The sequence below is a fragment of the Flavobacterium rhamnosiphilum genome, from assembly GCF_004349195.1.
GTDB lineage: Bacteria > Bacteroidota > Bacteroidia > Flavobacteriales > Flavobacteriaceae > Flavobacterium > Flavobacterium rhamnosiphilum.
The window spans coordinates 179,746-196,284 of sequence record NZ_SMLG01000006.1 but is presented as its reverse complement, the minus strand read 5'-3'; the positions used below and the strand labels follow the sequence as shown (position 1 = coordinate 196,284).

Annotated in this window: 18 protein-coding genes; 13 read left to right on the top strand and 5 right to left on the bottom strand. The window is 32.4% G+C overall.

Annotation, left to right across the window (positions count from 1 at the left end):
* Nucleotides 1–60: 60 nt before the first annotated feature.
* The 13 genes from E0I26_RS09970 to E0I26_RS09910 all read left to right on the top strand — a co-directional run bounded on the left by E0I26_RS09970 (nucleotide 61) and on the right by E0I26_RS09910 (nucleotide 12,757).
* Nucleotides 61–810, top strand: a complete 750-nt coding sequence (locus tag E0I26_RS09970; protein WP_131916330.1) for a glycosyltransferase family 2 protein — start codon at nucleotides 61–63, stop codon at nucleotides 808–810.
* Between the two features lie 28 nt (nucleotides 811–838).
* Nucleotides 839–1,765, top strand: coding sequence for a glycosyltransferase family 2 protein (locus E0I26_RS09965; RefSeq protein ID WP_131916329.1), 927 nt, complete (start codon nucleotides 839–841; stop codon nucleotides 1,763–1,765).
* A gap of 101 nt (nucleotides 1,766–1,866) precedes the next feature.
* A complete protein-coding gene (locus tag E0I26_RS09960) occupies nucleotides 1,867–2,895 on the top strand; it encodes a ferredoxin--NADP reductase (protein ID WP_131916328.1) in 1,029 nt (342 codons plus the stop codon).
* Nucleotides 2,896–2,915: 20 nt separating this feature from the next.
* Nucleotides 2,916–3,686: a glucose-1-phosphate cytidylyltransferase gene (gene rfbF / locus E0I26_RS09955; protein ID WP_131916327.1), complete on the top strand. Its 771-nt coding sequence runs from the start codon at nucleotides 2,916–2,918 to the stop codon at nucleotides 3,684–3,686.
* 3 nt (nucleotides 3,687–3,689) lie between these two features.
* Nucleotides 3,690–4,769 (top strand): CDP-glucose 4,6-dehydratase, encoded by a 1,080-nt coding sequence (gene rfbG / locus E0I26_RS09950; protein WP_131916326.1) that lies wholly within the window; start codon nucleotides 3,690–3,692, stop codon nucleotides 4,767–4,769.
* Nucleotides 4,762–5,658: an NAD-dependent epimerase/dehydratase gene (locus tag E0I26_RS09945; RefSeq protein ID WP_131916325.1), complete on the top strand. Its 897-nt coding sequence runs from the start codon at nucleotides 4,762–4,764 to the stop codon at nucleotides 5,656–5,658. Before rfbG ends, E0I26_RS09945 begins: the two co-directional genes overlap by 8 nt.
* A 52-nt stretch (nucleotides 5,659–5,710) precedes the next feature.
* Complete coding sequence (rfbH, locus tag E0I26_RS09940) at nucleotides 5,711–7,015, top strand: lipopolysaccharide biosynthesis protein RfbH (protein WP_131916324.1); 1,305 nt, start codon at nucleotides 5,711–5,713, stop codon at nucleotides 7,013–7,015.
* Between the two features lie 98 nt (nucleotides 7,016–7,113).
* A complete protein-coding gene (locus E0I26_RS09935; protein ID WP_131916323.1) occupies nucleotides 7,114–8,013 on the top strand; it encodes a glycosyltransferase family 2 protein in 900 nt (299 codons plus the stop codon).
* Between the two features lie 189 nt (nucleotides 8,014–8,202).
* The gene (locus E0I26_RS09930; protein WP_131916322.1) at nucleotides 8,203–8,769 is read left to right on the top strand and encodes an L-threonylcarbamoyladenylate synthase; all 567 of its coding nucleotides are present in this window, start codon (nucleotides 8,203–8,205) and stop codon (nucleotides 8,767–8,769) included.
* 67 nt (nucleotides 8,770–8,836) lie between these two features.
* Nucleotides 8,837–10,264: a CCA tRNA nucleotidyltransferase gene (locus tag E0I26_RS09925; protein WP_131916321.1), complete on the top strand. Its 1,428-nt coding sequence runs from the start codon at nucleotides 8,837–8,839 to the stop codon at nucleotides 10,262–10,264.
* A 56-nt stretch (nucleotides 10,265–10,320) separates the two neighbouring features.
* Entirely contained in the window at nucleotides 10,321–10,617 is a 297-nt protein-coding gene (locus E0I26_RS09920; protein ID WP_131916320.1) for a hypothetical protein, read from the top strand.
* A gap of 283 nt (nucleotides 10,618–10,900) precedes the next feature.
* Nucleotides 10,901–11,920, top strand: a complete 1,020-nt coding sequence (locus tag E0I26_RS09915; protein WP_131916319.1) for a COX15/CtaA family protein — start codon at nucleotides 10,901–10,903, stop codon at nucleotides 11,918–11,920.
* A gap of 63 nt (nucleotides 11,921–11,983) precedes the next feature.
* Nucleotides 11,984–12,757, top strand: a complete 774-nt coding sequence (locus E0I26_RS09910; RefSeq protein WP_131916318.1) for a CDP-alcohol phosphatidyltransferase family protein — start codon at nucleotides 11,984–11,986, stop codon at nucleotides 12,755–12,757.
* A gap of 93 nt (nucleotides 12,758–12,850) precedes the next feature.
* On the opposite strand, the gene E0I26_RS09905 is transcribed toward E0I26_RS09910, so the two are convergent.
* From E0I26_RS09905 to E0I26_RS09885, 5 genes are all read right to left on the bottom strand, one after another.
* Nucleotides 12,851–13,606: a LytR/AlgR family response regulator transcription factor gene (locus tag E0I26_RS09905; RefSeq protein WP_131916317.1), complete on the bottom strand. Its 756-nt coding sequence runs from the start codon at nucleotides 13,604–13,606 to the stop codon at nucleotides 12,851–12,853.
* 69 nt (nucleotides 13,607–13,675) lie between these two features.
* Nucleotides 13,676–13,990, bottom strand: coding sequence for a 2TM domain-containing protein (locus E0I26_RS09900; RefSeq protein WP_131916316.1), 315 nt, complete (start codon nucleotides 13,988–13,990; stop codon nucleotides 13,676–13,678).
* A 3-nt stretch (nucleotides 13,991–13,993) separates the two neighbouring features.
* Entirely contained in the window at nucleotides 13,994–14,290 is a 297-nt protein-coding gene (locus E0I26_RS09895; protein WP_131916315.1) for a 2TM domain-containing protein, read from the bottom strand.
* 31 nt (nucleotides 14,291–14,321) lie between these two features.
* On the bottom strand, nucleotides 14,322–15,659 hold the full coding sequence (locus E0I26_RS09890; RefSeq protein WP_131916392.1) for a 2TM domain-containing protein: 1,338 nt from the start codon (nucleotides 15,657–15,659) through the stop codon (nucleotides 14,322–14,324).
* A 75-nt stretch (nucleotides 15,660–15,734) separates the two neighbouring features.
* Nucleotides 15,735–16,355 (bottom strand): hypothetical protein, encoded by a 621-nt coding sequence (locus E0I26_RS09885; RefSeq protein WP_131916314.1) that lies wholly within the window; start codon nucleotides 16,353–16,355, stop codon nucleotides 15,735–15,737.
* Between the last annotated feature and the right edge of the window lie 184 nt (nucleotides 16,356–16,539).

The window sequence follows — 16,539 nt, the reverse complement described above, 5'->3', positions numbered from 1 at the left end:
ACAAGTTGTAAATTTATTACATTTGTCCCTATTAAGTCTAATTAGAAACAAAATAATTTGATGCCAAAGATTACTGCTTTAGCAATTACTCTAAACGAAGAAGAAAACGTAAAACGCTATGTCCAAAGTTTGTCTTTTGCCGATGAAATTATTTTCATTGATTCGAACAGCACCGATGCCACCGTGGCCATCGCAAAAGAATTAGGCGTAACCGTTATTCAACGAAATTTTGATGATTTCTCAAGCCAACGAAGTTTTGCTATCCAACAAGCAAAAAACGATTGGATTCTCTTTTTTGACTTAGACGAAACGATTAGTCCGGAGCTCGGAAAGGAAATCGTTTCCATGATTTCCCAAAATGACTTTACCTCGTTTTATATTAAAAATGATTTCTTTTTCATGGGAAAACAAATAAAACATGGTGGCTGGCAATCAAAAAAATCGATCAAGGTTTTCAACAAAAACTTCTGCAAATACAATGGGGATTTGGTTCATGAAAACATTGAAACAAATGGAAAAATAGGTGTTTTAAAAGGACGCATGGCTCATCATGGTTATAAGAACTTTGACCATTATAACAATAAACTCAATTTATATAGCAAACTCGAGGCAAAAACGCTTTACCAAAAAAACATACGCCCAAATTTCTATCATTTTTTCATCCGTCCGATGTCCTTTTTCATGGGTCGTTATCTTGGTCGCTTTGGTTTTTTAGATGGAAAAGAAGGATTTATTTTATCCTATGTTCATACATTTGCGGTATTCAAACGCTATTTGCTGCTTTGGCTGATGTATAGAAAAATTGAGTAATTGAATACTAAATTAATAAACAAATAAAATGTTTGAAATTGCTGCAATAATAATTAACTACAATTCCAGTAGATTAACCCAAGAATGTATAGAAAGCATTTTAAAAAAAACGGCCACTACCGTTAATTTTCAAATTATTGTTGTTGACAATTGTTCTGAAAAAGATGATTTTTTAAAATTGAAACAATTCTGCGACAAAGTTACTTTCTCTAATTTACAACTCGTAAGAAGCAAAATAAATACCGGATTTGGTGCCGGAAATATGCTGGGTGTACATTACGCTTCAGCAAAACACATCGCTTTTATAAATAATGATACTGTTTTCTTAAATGATTGTTTGACCATTTTAATGAACGCATTACAAAATGACAGTTCAATAGGAATGGTTGGCGGGCAATCCTATAAAGAAGATGGGACAAGAATGCAAGCCTTTGATCATTTTGCCTCTATCACAAAAGAATTGCTTGGAAGAGATTTTCTTGAAAAAGCAAACCCAAAAAGATACCCTAAAAGAAAAGCCGAGTATAAGACTCCTACCAAAGTAAACTATGTACAAGGTAGCTTTATGATGGTTCGAAATGAGGATTTTAATTTTGTCGGGGGATTTGATACCAATATTTTTCTGTACTACGAGGAAACCGATTTATGCAAGAGGTTGGAAAAAACAAATAAAAGTTGTTACCTAATTCCTGACGCACATTACATTCATTATCATGGTGCCAGTACGCCTAGTTCCATATACATAAAGATTGAACTTAAAATTTCATTATTATATATAATTAGAAAGCATTCCGGTTATTTGGGGTATAAATTTTTATTAAGTTATCTTCAAATTCAATATTTTTTCAAGAGTTTTTTCAAACCAAAATACTGGTCATTATTTAAAGTTCTATTAGTTGGTGCCCCATTATCAAAATCATTAAAAATTAAACAGAAACTGCAAAATATTAATTAGTCTGAGAATTTCTGTAGTTTCATATACCTTATAATGAACCTAAAGAAGAAGATTAAATTTTAAAGCAAACCAATTAAAAAAGATTACTTTTTATAATAGAAATGAAAAAATACACCTTAAAAGTAGAAGCAATAAAAAAAGAAACTGCTGATAGCCTAACACTTTGCTTTAAGCAGCCAGGTTTGCGTAAGATAAAATACGTATCCGGTCAGTATCTAACATTGTCATTTAGAATAAATGGAAGGAAATATGTAAGGCCTTATTCTTTTTCCAGCGCTCCTGGTGTGGATTCCTTTTTAGAAGTTACCATAAAGAGAGTGCCAGAAGGTATTGTTTCTAATTATATTCACAACCAAGTACAAGTTGCTGATTTGATTGAAGTAATGGAGCCTCTAGGTAATTTTGTTTATATACCAAATGAAGAAGATAGTGAAATTTGTTTTTGGGGAGTGGGTAGTGGAATAACCCCTTTACTATCGATTATAAAGGATATATTAGTTACTTATCCCACATTAAAAGTACATTTGATTTATGGTAACAAAAATCCAGAATCTACTATATTTTTAGAAACACTAAATCAATTGACTGCATTGCATTCATCCGTTTTTAAAATAACTCATTTCTTTACTCAATCACAAATAGAGAATAATTCACCTAACGTTTTTCAAGGTAGAATTAACAAACATTTCATTTTAGGCTTACTAAAAAACAGCTCTTTTAATACGAAACATTACATTTGTGGGCCAGACGGTCTAAAACAAACAATTAGAGAAACCCTAGAAGATTTAAATATTTCTTTAAATACTATATTTTCTGAAGATTTTGAATTAATAAAAGATCCAAAAGATTTTGAAGACATTACTTCTCAAGAAGTAAAAATAAATTTTCAAGAAAACGATACTTTTGTAGTTGTAGAAAAAGGAAAAAGTATTTTAGAAGCAGCATTAGATGCTGGAATTGATTTATCTTATTCTTGCCAGACAGGTAATTGCAACACTTGCAAAGGGAAATTAAAAACTGGAGAATTGAAAATGATTGGCTTAGCTAAAGAAAGAGACGATTTAGAAAAAGACGACTATTTATTGTGTTGTAGTTATCCTACAACAGACAATATATACATAAAGATTTAATATTCATTAACGATACAAAAATGAAGGTAGTTATATTAGCAGGTGGTTTAGGAACGAGATTATCCGAAGAAACAGTCTTAAGACCCAAACCGATGGTAGAAATAGGTGGAATGCCAATACTTTGGCACATTATGAAGATTTATTCTTCTTATGGGTACAATGATTTTGTAATCTGTTTAGGCTACAAAGGTTATGTAATAAAAGAATATTTCGCTAATTATTTTATGCATAAATCGGATGTTACAATAGATTTAAAAAATAATTCCGTTAAAATACATGAATCTGAAGCCGAACCTTGGACGATTACTTTGGTAGACACGGGATTAAACTCGATGACAGGAGGACGTATCAAACGCATTCAAAAACATATTGGAAACGAACCATTCCTACTTACCTATGGTGATGGAGTTTCAAATGTAAACATCAAAGATTTAGTTACAACACATAAAAGAAATGGAAAGTTTTGTACGGTAACTTCAGTACAGCCCTCTGGGCGTTTTGGCGCTTTAAATTTAGGCGCTGAAAATCAAGTAGACTCTTTCCTAGAAAAGCCTAAAGGAGATGGAGCATGGATTAATGGTGGTTTTTTTGTATGTCAACCTGAAGTTTTTAATTATATAGAGGGAGATAACACCATTTTTGAAAAAGCACCTATGGAAGATTTAGCTGCTGATGGACAAATGGGAGCGCATCTACACGAAGGATTTTGGAAACCAATGGACACCCTTAGGGATAAGGTAGAACTAGACGAAAGTTGGGAGTCAAATAAAGCGGCATGGAAAACTTGGTAAATTATGCTACAAAAACTACAAGAAACATATAAAGGAAAAAAAATATTTTTAACGGGGCACACTGGTTTTAAAGGCGCTTGGATGTTAAAAACTTTGTCGCTTTTGGGAGCTGAGGTAAAAGGCTATGCATTAGATCCGCTAACTCCAAACGATTTATTTCATTTAATCGATGGAGAAAGAATCAGCAATTCTATAATTGCCGATTTAAGAGATAAGAAAAGCTTAGAAGAAGCAATAATCTCTTTTCAGCCCGATTTTGTATTTCATTTAGCAGCACAACCTTTGGTACGTTTGTCTTATGAAATTCCTGCCGAAACCTTTGAAGTTAATGTGATTGGCACTGCCAATGTTCTGGATGGAGTTCGCCTTTTAGAGAAACCCTGTGCGGTTGTTTTAATCACTACCGACAAAGTATATCACAATAACGAGTGGATTTATCCGTACAGAGAAAATGATAGATTAGGAGGATATGACCCCTATAGTGCCAGTAAAGCCTGTGCCGAATTACTAATTGATTCCTATAGAAATTCATTTTTCAACCTAAAAAAATACCATGCACATCAAAAAGCGATTGCGGTTGCTAGAGCCGGAAATGTGATAGGTGGTGGCGATTGGTCTAAAGACCGTCTGATTCCGGATATCGCCAAAGCATTTGCCGTTGAAAAACCAGTTGTGATACGAAATCCAAATTCGGTGAGACCTTGGCAACATGTATTAGAGCCAGTTGTTGGGTATTTGCTGTTGGGTATGAATTTACATTCGGAACCTATAAAATTTAGTCAAGCCTATAATTTTGGACCACAGCTTTCAGATGCGCTTTCTGTTGAGGAGATGCTAAAGTTAGCTATTCAAAGTTGGGGAAGAGGAGAATTTATAGTTGAAAATGAAAAAGAACAACCTCATGAAGCTGGTTTACTAAAATTAGATATCAGTAAAGTAATCTCAGAATTAAATTGGAAGCCAAAAATGAATGCCCAACAAGCTGTTAGTTTGACAATGGATTGGTATAGAGAGTTTAACTCTAATAAAGAAAATATATCTGAATTTACGGCTCATCAGATAAATACATTTTTGTATGATTAAGACAATTTTATTAACTGGCGGAACGGGCTTTCTTGGTAGTCATATTTTAAAAAGCTTATTAGATTTCGATTATAATGTTATTGCATTAGTTCGTAAGAGTTCTGATTTATTTCGAATTGATAATTCAATAAAAAAAATTGAATTATTTTATTTAGATGAAAATTATGAAAATCTAGCTGATTTGTTTTCTAGTAATAAAATAGATGCAGTAATTCATACTGCTACTGAATACGGTAGAAGTTGTTCAATGTCTTCGATTTTACAAACCAATTTAATTTTACCAATTAAATTAATTGAAGAAGGAGTTAAAAACAATTTGAAATTATTTATGAATTCGGATACTTTTTTTGGGAAACCGATTTACAATGATTCTTCTTATTTAAATGAATATACTACTTCAAAAAAATATTTTTTAAATTTTTTATTTGACTCTAGAGACAAACTAAAAATAATAAGTATGCGTTTAGAACATATTTTTGGAGAAAAGGATTCTAATTCTAAATTTGTAACAAATATTTTAAATCAATTGATTCAAAATAAAGAGGAGATTTTATTGACGGAAGGATTACAGAAAAGAGATTTTATTTATATAGAGGACGTGGTAACAGCCTATCTAAAAGTGTTAATAAATAACGACCAATTAACTAATTTTAGTGAATTTGAAGTAGGAAGAGGAGAATCAATAGAAGTTCGAGAATTTGTTGAAATTCTATCCGAAATAACTCAGTCGGAATCCAAATTGAAATTTGGCGCGATAATAACTACAAAAGGAGAAATTCAAGACTCAAAAGCAAATCTATCAGAATTAAAAAAAATTGGATGGGAATCAAAATACGATTTGAGAACAGCAGTTATTAAAATGATTAGAATTGAAACTGAATTAAAATAGTTTTCCCTACGAAAATAAGAAAATAAAAATACCAATAAATACAATATTTTATATGTTACAAAACTTAACAGACATTACTCTACTCAATAGTTTGAGAGAAATTGCAAAAAAGAAATCAACACAAGTTATCATTGCTGGAGAAAATTATATACCTGTTACTGGAAAAGTTTTAGACGAAGAGGATATTTTAATGGGAGTTGATGCCGCATTAGACGGTTGGTTAACTGCTGGGCGTTTTGCCAATAAATTTGAATCTGATTTTTCTCAATATTTTGGGGCACATAGAGCCTTATTAGTTAACTCAGGATCTTCTGCGAATTTAGTAGCCTTTTATGCTTTAACTTCTCCTAAATTAGGAGAGCGTGCCATCAAACCAGGCGATGAAGTAATTACAGTTGCAGCTGGTTTTCCTACTACGATAAACCCGATTATTCAATTTGGAGCAATTCCCGTTTTCATTGATGTTGATATTGCAACACATAACGTAAAAGCAAATATGTTGGAAGCAGCTGTGAGTCCTAAGACGAAAGCGATCATGATTGCCCACTCATTAGGAAATCCTTTTGATTTGGATGAAGTGATGCGTGTGGCTAAAAAATACAATCTTTGGGTAGTAGAAGATGATTGCGATTCGCTTGGAGCTACTTATAAAGGCAAGAAGACAGGTACATTTGGAGATATTTCTACTTTTTCTTTTTATCCTGCACACCACATCACCATGGGTGAAGGTGGAGCAGTATTGATTAACAATCCTGAATTATCAAAATTAGCAGAGAGTTTCCGTGATTGGGGTCGTGATTGCTATTGCGAACCTGGGAAAGACAATACCTGTGGCTGTCGTTTTGGGCAACAACTAGGAACATTACCTTATGGGTATGATCATAAATATACCTATTCTCATATTGGTTTCAACCTTAAAGTTACCGATATGCAAGCAGCATTTGGGGTATCTCAAATCAAGAAAATAGATCAATTTGTACAAAGACGTAAAGAAAATTATGCTGCTTTGTATGAGCGTATGAAAGAATTTGAAGAGGTCTTTATACTTCCAGAACCAACTCCTAATTCAGAACCATCTTGGTTTGGTTTTTTACTGACCTTAAGAGAGGGAAATGCAGCAGACCGTCACATGTTAGTGCAACACCTAGAAGAGAAAAAGATTGGGACTCGTTTGTTATTTGGAGGCAATTTATTAAGGCAACCCGCTTATGCCACTATCGAACACCGTGTAGTTGGCGATTTGACGAATACTGACACTATCATGAATCAATCGTTTTGGTTGGGGGTTTGGCCAGGATTGAATGAAACGCATTATGATTATATAGCAAATGTAATTAGAGAGTATTTGGATTCATAATTTTTTGATAAACTAAAAAAAGTACAGTTATAAACAATACAAATGATTTCTGAAATTTCAACAATATATTTTGGTGAAAATAATTTATAAAAAAAATAATGAATACTATACTTTTATCAATTTGTATCCCTACCTTCAATCGAAGTGAAGTCTTAGACAATACCTTAAACAGTCTATTTTCAAATTCTGAATTCAATCCAAATCAAATTGAAGTTATAGTTTCTGATAATTGTTCTACAGATAATACTGCACAAGTAGTTACTAAATATCCCTTAGTAAAATATTACAGAAATAAAGAGAATGTTAAAGATCTCAATTTCTCTATTGCATTAGAATATGCCACTGGAAAGTATATTAGATTGTTTAACGACACTCTTTCTTTTAAGCCAGGTGCTATAACGAAAATGCTAAATCAAATTGAGAAAAATTTAGGTAACGGTAAAAACATTTTTTTTTATCAAAATATGTTCCTTAATAAAAATTGTGAAAAAGAAATAAACAGTGCAATTACATACCTCAAGGAAGTAAGTTTTCAAAGTACTTGGATTGCTAATTTTGGGCTATGGAAAGACGATTTTGATAAAATTGTTGATAAAAATAGGTATACTGAATTACAATTCCCACAAGTAGATTGGAATTATAAAATAGTACGAAATGAAAAAACTACAATAATTTATTTTCACGATTATTTTGATGTTTTCACTCCCAATAAAAAAGGAGGATATAATTTCTTTAATACTTTTATTAATAATTATTTATATATAATTAAAAAGGAAAATTTCTCATTAATAAACTATGAAATAGAAAAATTCAGATTATGTAACAGATTTGTTTTTAAGTGGTTAAATATATTTTTCATAAAAGATAACGCAACATACAATTTTGACACAAAAAACACATTCAAAATAATTTTCAAGAGTTATTGGTATGAACCGTATCTTTATTTTCTATTATTATGGTTTGGATTAAAAAAAATTATAAAACAGAAAAGAAGATAGTGTTATAATTAATAAAAATGTCATAAATATAGCTTTTTTCTTGGCATTAATTGTATCTATGTTTACCCTATAATAGAAAACAAGCTTAATTTTTCCAATTTTGTATGTTTTGTAAAACAATACAAGTCAATATGAAATTAACCTGACAGATTTTAATTTTTATCTGACATCAATTTAAAAACACAGTTTATGAATATCAACCAAGAAATACACAACGCCTTCGAAGTCATAAAAGAAGGCGGCATCATTCTCTATCCCACTGATACCGTCTGGGGAATTGGCTGTGATGCGACAAACCCTGATGCAGTTGCCAAAATATACAAACTCAAGCAAAGAGCCGAAACCCAAAGTATGATTGTTTTGATGAATGGCGAAAAAATGATGTACAACGTATTTAAGGACATTCCTGAAGTGGCGTGGCAGATTATGGATTTATCCGAAAATCCAACCACTTTGATATTGGACAAACCCAGAAATGTAGCACCCAATATAATCTCTTCAGATAATTCACTGGGAATCCGTATTGTGAAAGAACCTTTTTGTTTTAAATTAATGGAAAAGATGAAAAAACCATTGGTTTCGACATCTGCAAATATCTCAGGCCAGCCTACTCCTATTGCCTTCAAAGATATTAGTCCAGAAATTATAAAAGGTGTAGACTATGTTGTAAATTTGCATCGCGAAAAAATTGGCGGAAAACCGTCAACAATAATAAAATTGACGAATGATTCTCAGGTGAAAGTGATTCGAAAATAGTTTGCAGTATTCAGTTTTCAGTTTTCAGTTTAACAACTTTGGGCTTTAGACTTTAAACATTTTTAAAATGAGCATTAAAACTTCATATAAAGAAGCCTTAAATAATACAATTTTTCAAGTCATTTCTCAAGCTTCCCAAGAACTTAACATCGAAAGTTATGTCATTGGCGGTTTCGTGAGAGATTTACTTTTGAATAGAGACTTTAAAAAAGACATAGATATTGTTGCTGTTGGCAGCGGAATCGAATTAGCTTTAAAAGTGTCGCAATTACTTCCAAAGAAACCAAAAGTTCAAGTTTTCAAAACATACGGAACCGCCATGTTGCGTTTTGAAGACACTGAAATTGAATTTGTAGGCGCCAGAAAGGAATCGTATCATTTTGAAAGCCGTAATCCGGTTGTAGAAAACGGAACGCTTGAGGATGATCAAAATCGTCGTGACTTTACCATAAATGCGCTGGCTTTATCCTTAAACGCTGCTAATTTCGGAGAACTTTCAGACCCTTTTAACGGACTCGAAGATTTAAAAAACAAAATAGTCAAAACACCTCTGGATCCAGATATTACTTTTTCTGATGATCCGTTGCGTATGTTGAGAGGGATTCGTTTTGCAAACCAATTGGGATTTGAAATCGAAGAAAATTCGTTGAATTCCATTGCAAAAAATGCAGACCGAATCAAAATCATTTCTGGAGAACGTATTGTTGATGAATTGAATAAAATACTTTCGACAGACAAACCTTCCATAGGATTCTTGCTGTTGTTCAAAACGGGACTTTTAGATATTATTCTTCCGGAATTGACCGCCTTGAATCAGGTAGAAGAAATAGAAGGTCACACGCATAAAAACAATTTTTATCACACTTTAGAGGTTGTTGATAATATTTGCCCACACACTGATGATGTTTGGCTCCGTTGGTCAGCATTATTGCACGATATTGGAAAAGCACCAACGAAACGCTTTAATAAAAAACAAGGCTGGACCTTTCATGGACATGAATTTCTTGGTGGAAAAATGGCAAAGAAAATATTCGAACGCTTACACATGCCGTTGAATCATAAAATGAAATTTGTACAGAAAATGGTCATGATGAGTTCGCGTCCGATTGTTTTATCCCAAGACACGGTTACGGATTCAGCGGTGCGCCGTTTGGTTTTTGACGCAGGTGAAGATGTCGAGAATCTAATGACGCTGTGTGAAGCAGATATCACCACCAAGAACCCAAATAGGTTCAAGAAATACCACAATAATTTTATAATTGTTCGCAAAAAAATTGTGGAAGTCGAAGAGCGCGATCATGTACGTAATTTTCAACCACCAATATCAGGTGAAGAAATTATGGAAATCTTCGATTTGAAGCCTTCAAAAGAGATTGGAATGCTTAAAGAAGCCGTAAAAGAAGCTATTTTAGAGGGCGAAATCCCGAATGAATATCAAGCAGCTTATGATTTTATATTAAAGCGTGGAGAGAAATTAGACTTGAAGAAAGTTTAAGCATTGTTTTCTCTTCGCAATTTAAAAAATTTCTTAATTTTATAAAAATTTAGATTATGAATACAGCCGAAATAAAATTAGAATTGATCGCACAAATTATCGCAACTAATGATCGTATTCTTTTGGATAGAATTAAAGAAATCATAAACTCTTATGAATCTAATTTGTCCGTTTCAGTTAATGAACCAACTTCAACGTATGAAAAAGTAGCTTCTGAAAAAATTTATATTTTTAATGAATGGCAACAAAAGAGAATTGATGTTGCTTTAAAACAAGTTGAAAATGGGGAATATATTTCTGATGAAGAAGCTCAAATTGAAATCGAAAAATGGTTCGAAGAACAAGAAAAATAGTTTGGACAAGCTTTGCAAGAGAATCAAGAACTTTCATTTTTTTGTATTGGAATAAGAGAAATAAATCTAATAATTACAGCAAAAAACTTAATATATTATTTCAAGAATCATTGCAACAACTTTCGGTTTTTCCTGAAAGTTCTATAAAATCTAACAATCAAAATATTAGACTAAAAATCGCTAGTCATTTCGAAATTATCTACTCTGTTTCAGATACTCAAATTTTTGTTTTAGACATCTGGGACAGCAGACAAAATCCCCAAAACTTTCCAATAAAATAAAAATGAAGAATAACAAATCCGTAATCATCTGGCTCCTATCAGGCTGCTTTTTATTATTTATGATGGTTGTAGTTGGAGGAATTACCCGATTGACCAATTCCGGCTTATCCATGACGGACTGGCATTTAGTAACCGATACTTTTCCGCCTTTAACAGAAGAAAAATGGTCACAAGCTTTTGAAGAATATAAAAAATTTCCGGAGTACCAAAAAATAAACATCCACAATGATTTCACACTTAGTGATTATAAATTCATCTATTTTTGGGAATGGTTTCACCGTTTTATAGGAAGAATAATAGGTCTGGCGTTTATCGTTCCATTTGTCTATTTCTTGTTCAAGAAACGTCTTTCGACTGAAACCATAAAAAAATGCATTATTCTACTATTCATGGGCGGTTTTCAAGGATTCTTGGGCTGGTTCATGGTGCGAAGTGGATTAATTGACAATCCGGATGTAAGTCATTTTAGATTGGCATTACACCTTACATTTGCTTTCATCACGTTTGCTTATACGCTTTGGGTAGCTTTGGACTTAATCTATCCAAATAAAGTGACAGTCATAATTCCATTACGAAAACTAGCACGCGTTGCATTAGTATTTTTGTTGTTACAAATTATCTATGGCGGGTTTGTTGCCGGTTTAAATGCGGGTTTAATTCACAATCACTGGCCTTTAATGAGTGACGGGCAATTCATTCACGACAGTGTTTTCATAGAAAAAAGCACCTTATTTTTGAATCTTATTGAAGGAAAAAGCGGCGTTCAGTTTGTACACCGAACCATGGCATATGTTGTAGTAGGACTAATACTTGCACTTTATTTCACAAGCAGAAAACACATCCTTTCCTCATTACAGAAAAAAGGAATCAATGTCTTGGTATTAATCGTATTTTTACAATTTACACTAGGTGTCTTTACTTTGCTTTACAGTGTTCCACTTTGGTTGGGATTATTACATCAAATAATGGCTTTCTTTTTACTGACGGCAATGACATTCACTTTACACCGATTATCGAAATAACATTACAGCATACATAAAATTACACCTGACTATATTGTCGCATTTCTTTGTTCATAAACATAAATGTCTAAACTTGCAGCTCAAGATAAATTTTTAGATTTATCAGATTATGGAAGACCATTTGGAAAATTTCTCGCCAATAAATTAAAAAATACCCGCTTCACGCCTATTCATGTCACCCAACTTTTTGGTGTTTCAGGTTTGATTGCTATTTACTGTATTTTGCAAGGACATTACTTTTTAGCCGGTTTTTTCATCATTCTAAAATCAATGATTGATGCTGCCGATGGCGAACTGGCACGATTAAAAAACACGCCTTCTTATACCGGAAGATACTTGGACAGCGTCTTTGATATCATCTTAAATTTTCTGTTTTTAATGGCTATTTGTTACGTTTCAAAAACATCATTTTGGCTAACTCTAATTGCTTTTTTTTGCATTCAGTTACAGGGAACTTTATACAATTATTACTATGTGATTTTAAGAAATAAATCAGTTGGCGGGGATACAACCAGTAAAATTTTCGAATACAAATCTCCCAAAGCTTTGCCTAGAGAAAGTCAAAAATCAGTTGATATTTTGTTCCAAATTTACACCATTGTCTATGGCACTTTTGACAAAATAATTCACACTCTCGATAAAGAGGCGTACAAGATAAAAACGTTTCCAAACTGGTTTATGACCTCACTTTCCATTTACGGATTGGGCTTTCAATTGTTGATAATTGCGGTAATGTTACCTATGGATTTAATAGAATATATCATTCCATTTTTCATCCTTTACACGTTGTTTCTTTTTGTTCTAATTGGAATCAGAAAAACATTTTTAAAGGTATAAAACCACCATAGACACAATCTATACTAAATATTCAAATAAATAAAAACGAGTAACTTAACGTTATTTATCTGATTTATAAGTTTAAGATATAAATCACCCGATCCAATTCTTAAAATCAGAAACTTTTTCCCTGCTTACGATCACCTCATCTGCTGCATAAGAGGGCAAAATCACCTTTAATCGGGAGTTACTGTAGACTATAATTTCTTTAATCGCTTTTAAGGGAACTATGAATTTTCGGCTTACTCTATAAAAATCTTTTGGATCTAATTCCTGTTCCAAAAGTTCCAAAGTCGTTTCAATTAAATAATTTCTGTTGTCAAAAGTATGAAGATACGTCCCTTTGTTTTCGCTAAAAAAACACTCAATTTCATCGGTAGAAATCACTTTTAAATGTTGCCCTATTTTTACCGTAAAACGTTTTTTATGATTCTTCTCAAACGGATTAGACAGCATTTTTTTAATCTGCTCAAAATCTAATTGCAAGGTTTCTTGTTTTGGCAAACGCGCTTTAAATTTAGCTACGGCAATTTCTAAATCATCCTCATCTATGGGTTTCAAAAGATAATCGATACTATTCAATTTGAAAGCCCGCAAAGCATATTCATCATAAGCTGTTGTGAAAATTATGGCACTTTTGATTTCAACTTTTTCAAAAATTTCAAACGACAGTCCATCCGATAATTGAATGTCAAGAAAAATCAATTCCGGATGTTGATTATTAGAAAACCAATTAATTGCTTCTTCAACGGAATGCAATAGCACTCCCACTTCAATATTTATTTTTTCCAGTTTTCGTTGCAACAATCGTGCAGCTGGTTTTTCGTCTTCGATTATTATTGTTGTCATTTAATGTTGAATCGTTTATTTGGTTATTTGTTTAACTGAAAACTGCTCCCGAAGCTTCGGGATGAATACTCATTCCCATTTCTCGCTTTTCTCCTTTTCCATAAACTCTTTGATCTTTTTATCTTCCCAGTTTCTTCCAAAAATCCAATTGGGCAAAAATGTAGAAAGCGCATGCGATATCAGTCCAATTCCCCAAAAGAATAGAGTGGTAAAATTCCTCCACTGAAAATAGCTTTCACCTTTGTCTAAATCTTGAATATTTAAAATCACAATCATTAAATTTACGACCACATAAACTACTAAATGGGTATAAAATCCCTTTATTTTCTTTACACGCACCAAAGCTTTTTGATACTGTAATTCTTCAATTGCGTCTGTTTCCATGTTTTATTGATTTTGATTTTTTTCATTTTCCATCAATTCATTAATCTTTTTTTCTTCCCAATTTGCACCTAAAAAAGGCATATAATTAAAGACTTTCATTCCATGGAAAACCAGTCCGATTCCCCACCAAAACAATGGCCAGAAAAACCATAAATATTCTGGAGATGTACTCAAATTTATGATGGCCAAAGAAATAATTACAATACAATAAACCGTTAAATGTCTATAAAAATCTTTTATTTTCCCTACTTGTTTTTTTGCTTGAAAATATTTTTCTGAGTTGTTCGTATTTGTTTCCATATTTTTATTTTTTTATTAAGTTTTTGGAATCTCAATTCCATTTATTATTCTGATTATCTTCTTTATTCAAAATCTCATTAATCTTACGCTCTTCCCATGATTTTCCATACCCGAAAACTTCCAAACCATGAAAGGTAAGTCCCATGCCCCAACCTAACAATGGAAACCAAAACCATTGAAATTTTGACCCATAACTCAAATTAATAAAAATTAAAAAAGGAATCACACAACAATAGGAAATTAAGTTTCCATAAAACCCTTTGAGCTCTTCCACTCTCTTTTTGGCTCTATAATAGGCATTATTTTCATTATAATTTGTAGTCGTTTCCATAACGGTTATTTGTTTGGTTAAAATGGGTATTTTTACAGTAAATGTTTTTTCGTTTTGAGCAATCAAGACTTTCCTGTTGGTTATGATTCCGTACCGATTGACGATATTTTGCAAACCAACACCTTGACGATCCTGCAACACTTCTTTCTTTTGATAATCGTTTTGAACAGCCAGATAATCGCCCTCAACATAAATCCTGATATGTAATGGCTTTTGCTCACTGACCACATTATGTTTTACCGTATTTTCGAGCAAAAGCTGTAAAGAAAGCGGCACTACTTTGGCTTCTGGATTTATGGCGGTTGTTGGCAATTCATAAAACAAACTGTTTTCAAAACGCATTTTAAGTAAATTCATATAGGTTTTGGCGAAAGCCAATTCTTCCTCAACAGAAACTAATTCTTTATCTTTTTGCTCTAATACATAGCGATAAATCTTTGATAATGATATCGTAAACCGTTGTGCATTATCCGGATTTTCTTCAATCAAGGAACTTAATACATTCAAACTATTAAAAAGAAAATGGGGATCTATTTGATTTTTTAAACTTTCAAACTTCGCCGAAGCGGTTCCTGCAATGATTTTTTGTTCTTTGACTTTGTTTTCATTGTACGCTTTGTAGAAATGTAAAGCATGAACTCCTAACAATACGATGAAAGTAATAATTGACGATTCAATATAATTTGAAGGAGTTTCATTTGCTAAAAAATCTGTCACTGCTATTTTTTCTACGATAACTTTCAAAAAGATACGAAGTAAAAAAATTGCAAATAAGGAAATGAAAAAAGAGCCGACAAACCCAATAATTATTCGTTTTACAGCATAAATATTATCTTTAAAAACTTTGTCCAAAAATACAAACAACGCTGCATTAACAAGATACAATGTAACACTGTAAAGCATACAATATAAAAAGTGAACGTATAATCTAAGGCTAAAAACCTCATTCCCAACGGTAATAAATTCAATTAGAAAGGACACCAAAAAAATTACAACCCCGATAAATAACGCTTTAAGTAAATGTGGTTTTATATACATCATTCTCTTTTTTTCAATAGTTACTATTCTCTATTTTGTTTCTTAAAAACGAATAATTAGAAACAATCAACAGCCTTATTTACAGTTTTTCAATGCAGCCGTTGCTCTCTCTAATCCCCATTTTGGAGAGAAAGGAGTTTCCGGTTTAAAAGTAGCAAAAAGTCCGATAGCTTTTTCAATTTGCGCACACATTGGTTTAGTGTCCGTTCCCCAAAATTTGGCACCACCAATTTCAAACTCGGCTTTACCAAAAACAACTCTTGGATTTTCCGGAGCAATTGCCTGCGCTTTCCCATACAATTCCATTACAGTTCCGGATAATTTTTGTCCGTTTGTCATGGGGTCAAAAGCAATCCAAGCGGTGTGAATCATAGCCTGTATAACTAATAATTCAGCGTTATTGGGGTTTTTTCCCATTTCTGCATCCAAAGAATTTTGAGCTTTTGTAAGCAACAAATTCATTTGTTCCTTGTCTTTTGTTCTAAAAGCAGTCGTTGTATTCACTAATGCAACATAATAATTTGGCAACCAACTTGTTTTTTCAGCACCGGCAATTCTTTCGAATAAATCAGAAGCTTCCGTGTTTTTACCTTCTCCCCAAAGTTGAAATGCTTTTCCCATTCCTTGCTCAAATTGCCCTTGAGCTGATACTAGACTACAAATAAAAAATACGATTGTTGTGATAATTTTGGTCATGATTTCTTGTTTTTAAATGATTATTATTTTGATGATTGAAACGTTATATAATTTATACTTCAAAAGTATCTCGGTTTTTATTGATTTAAAATTTATACTTACTGAACCGTCAATTTTGAAGGATGAATTGTTATTGGAATTAAATTTCGAATAGTGTCATTGCTATTCTTATTGTCATTGCTAT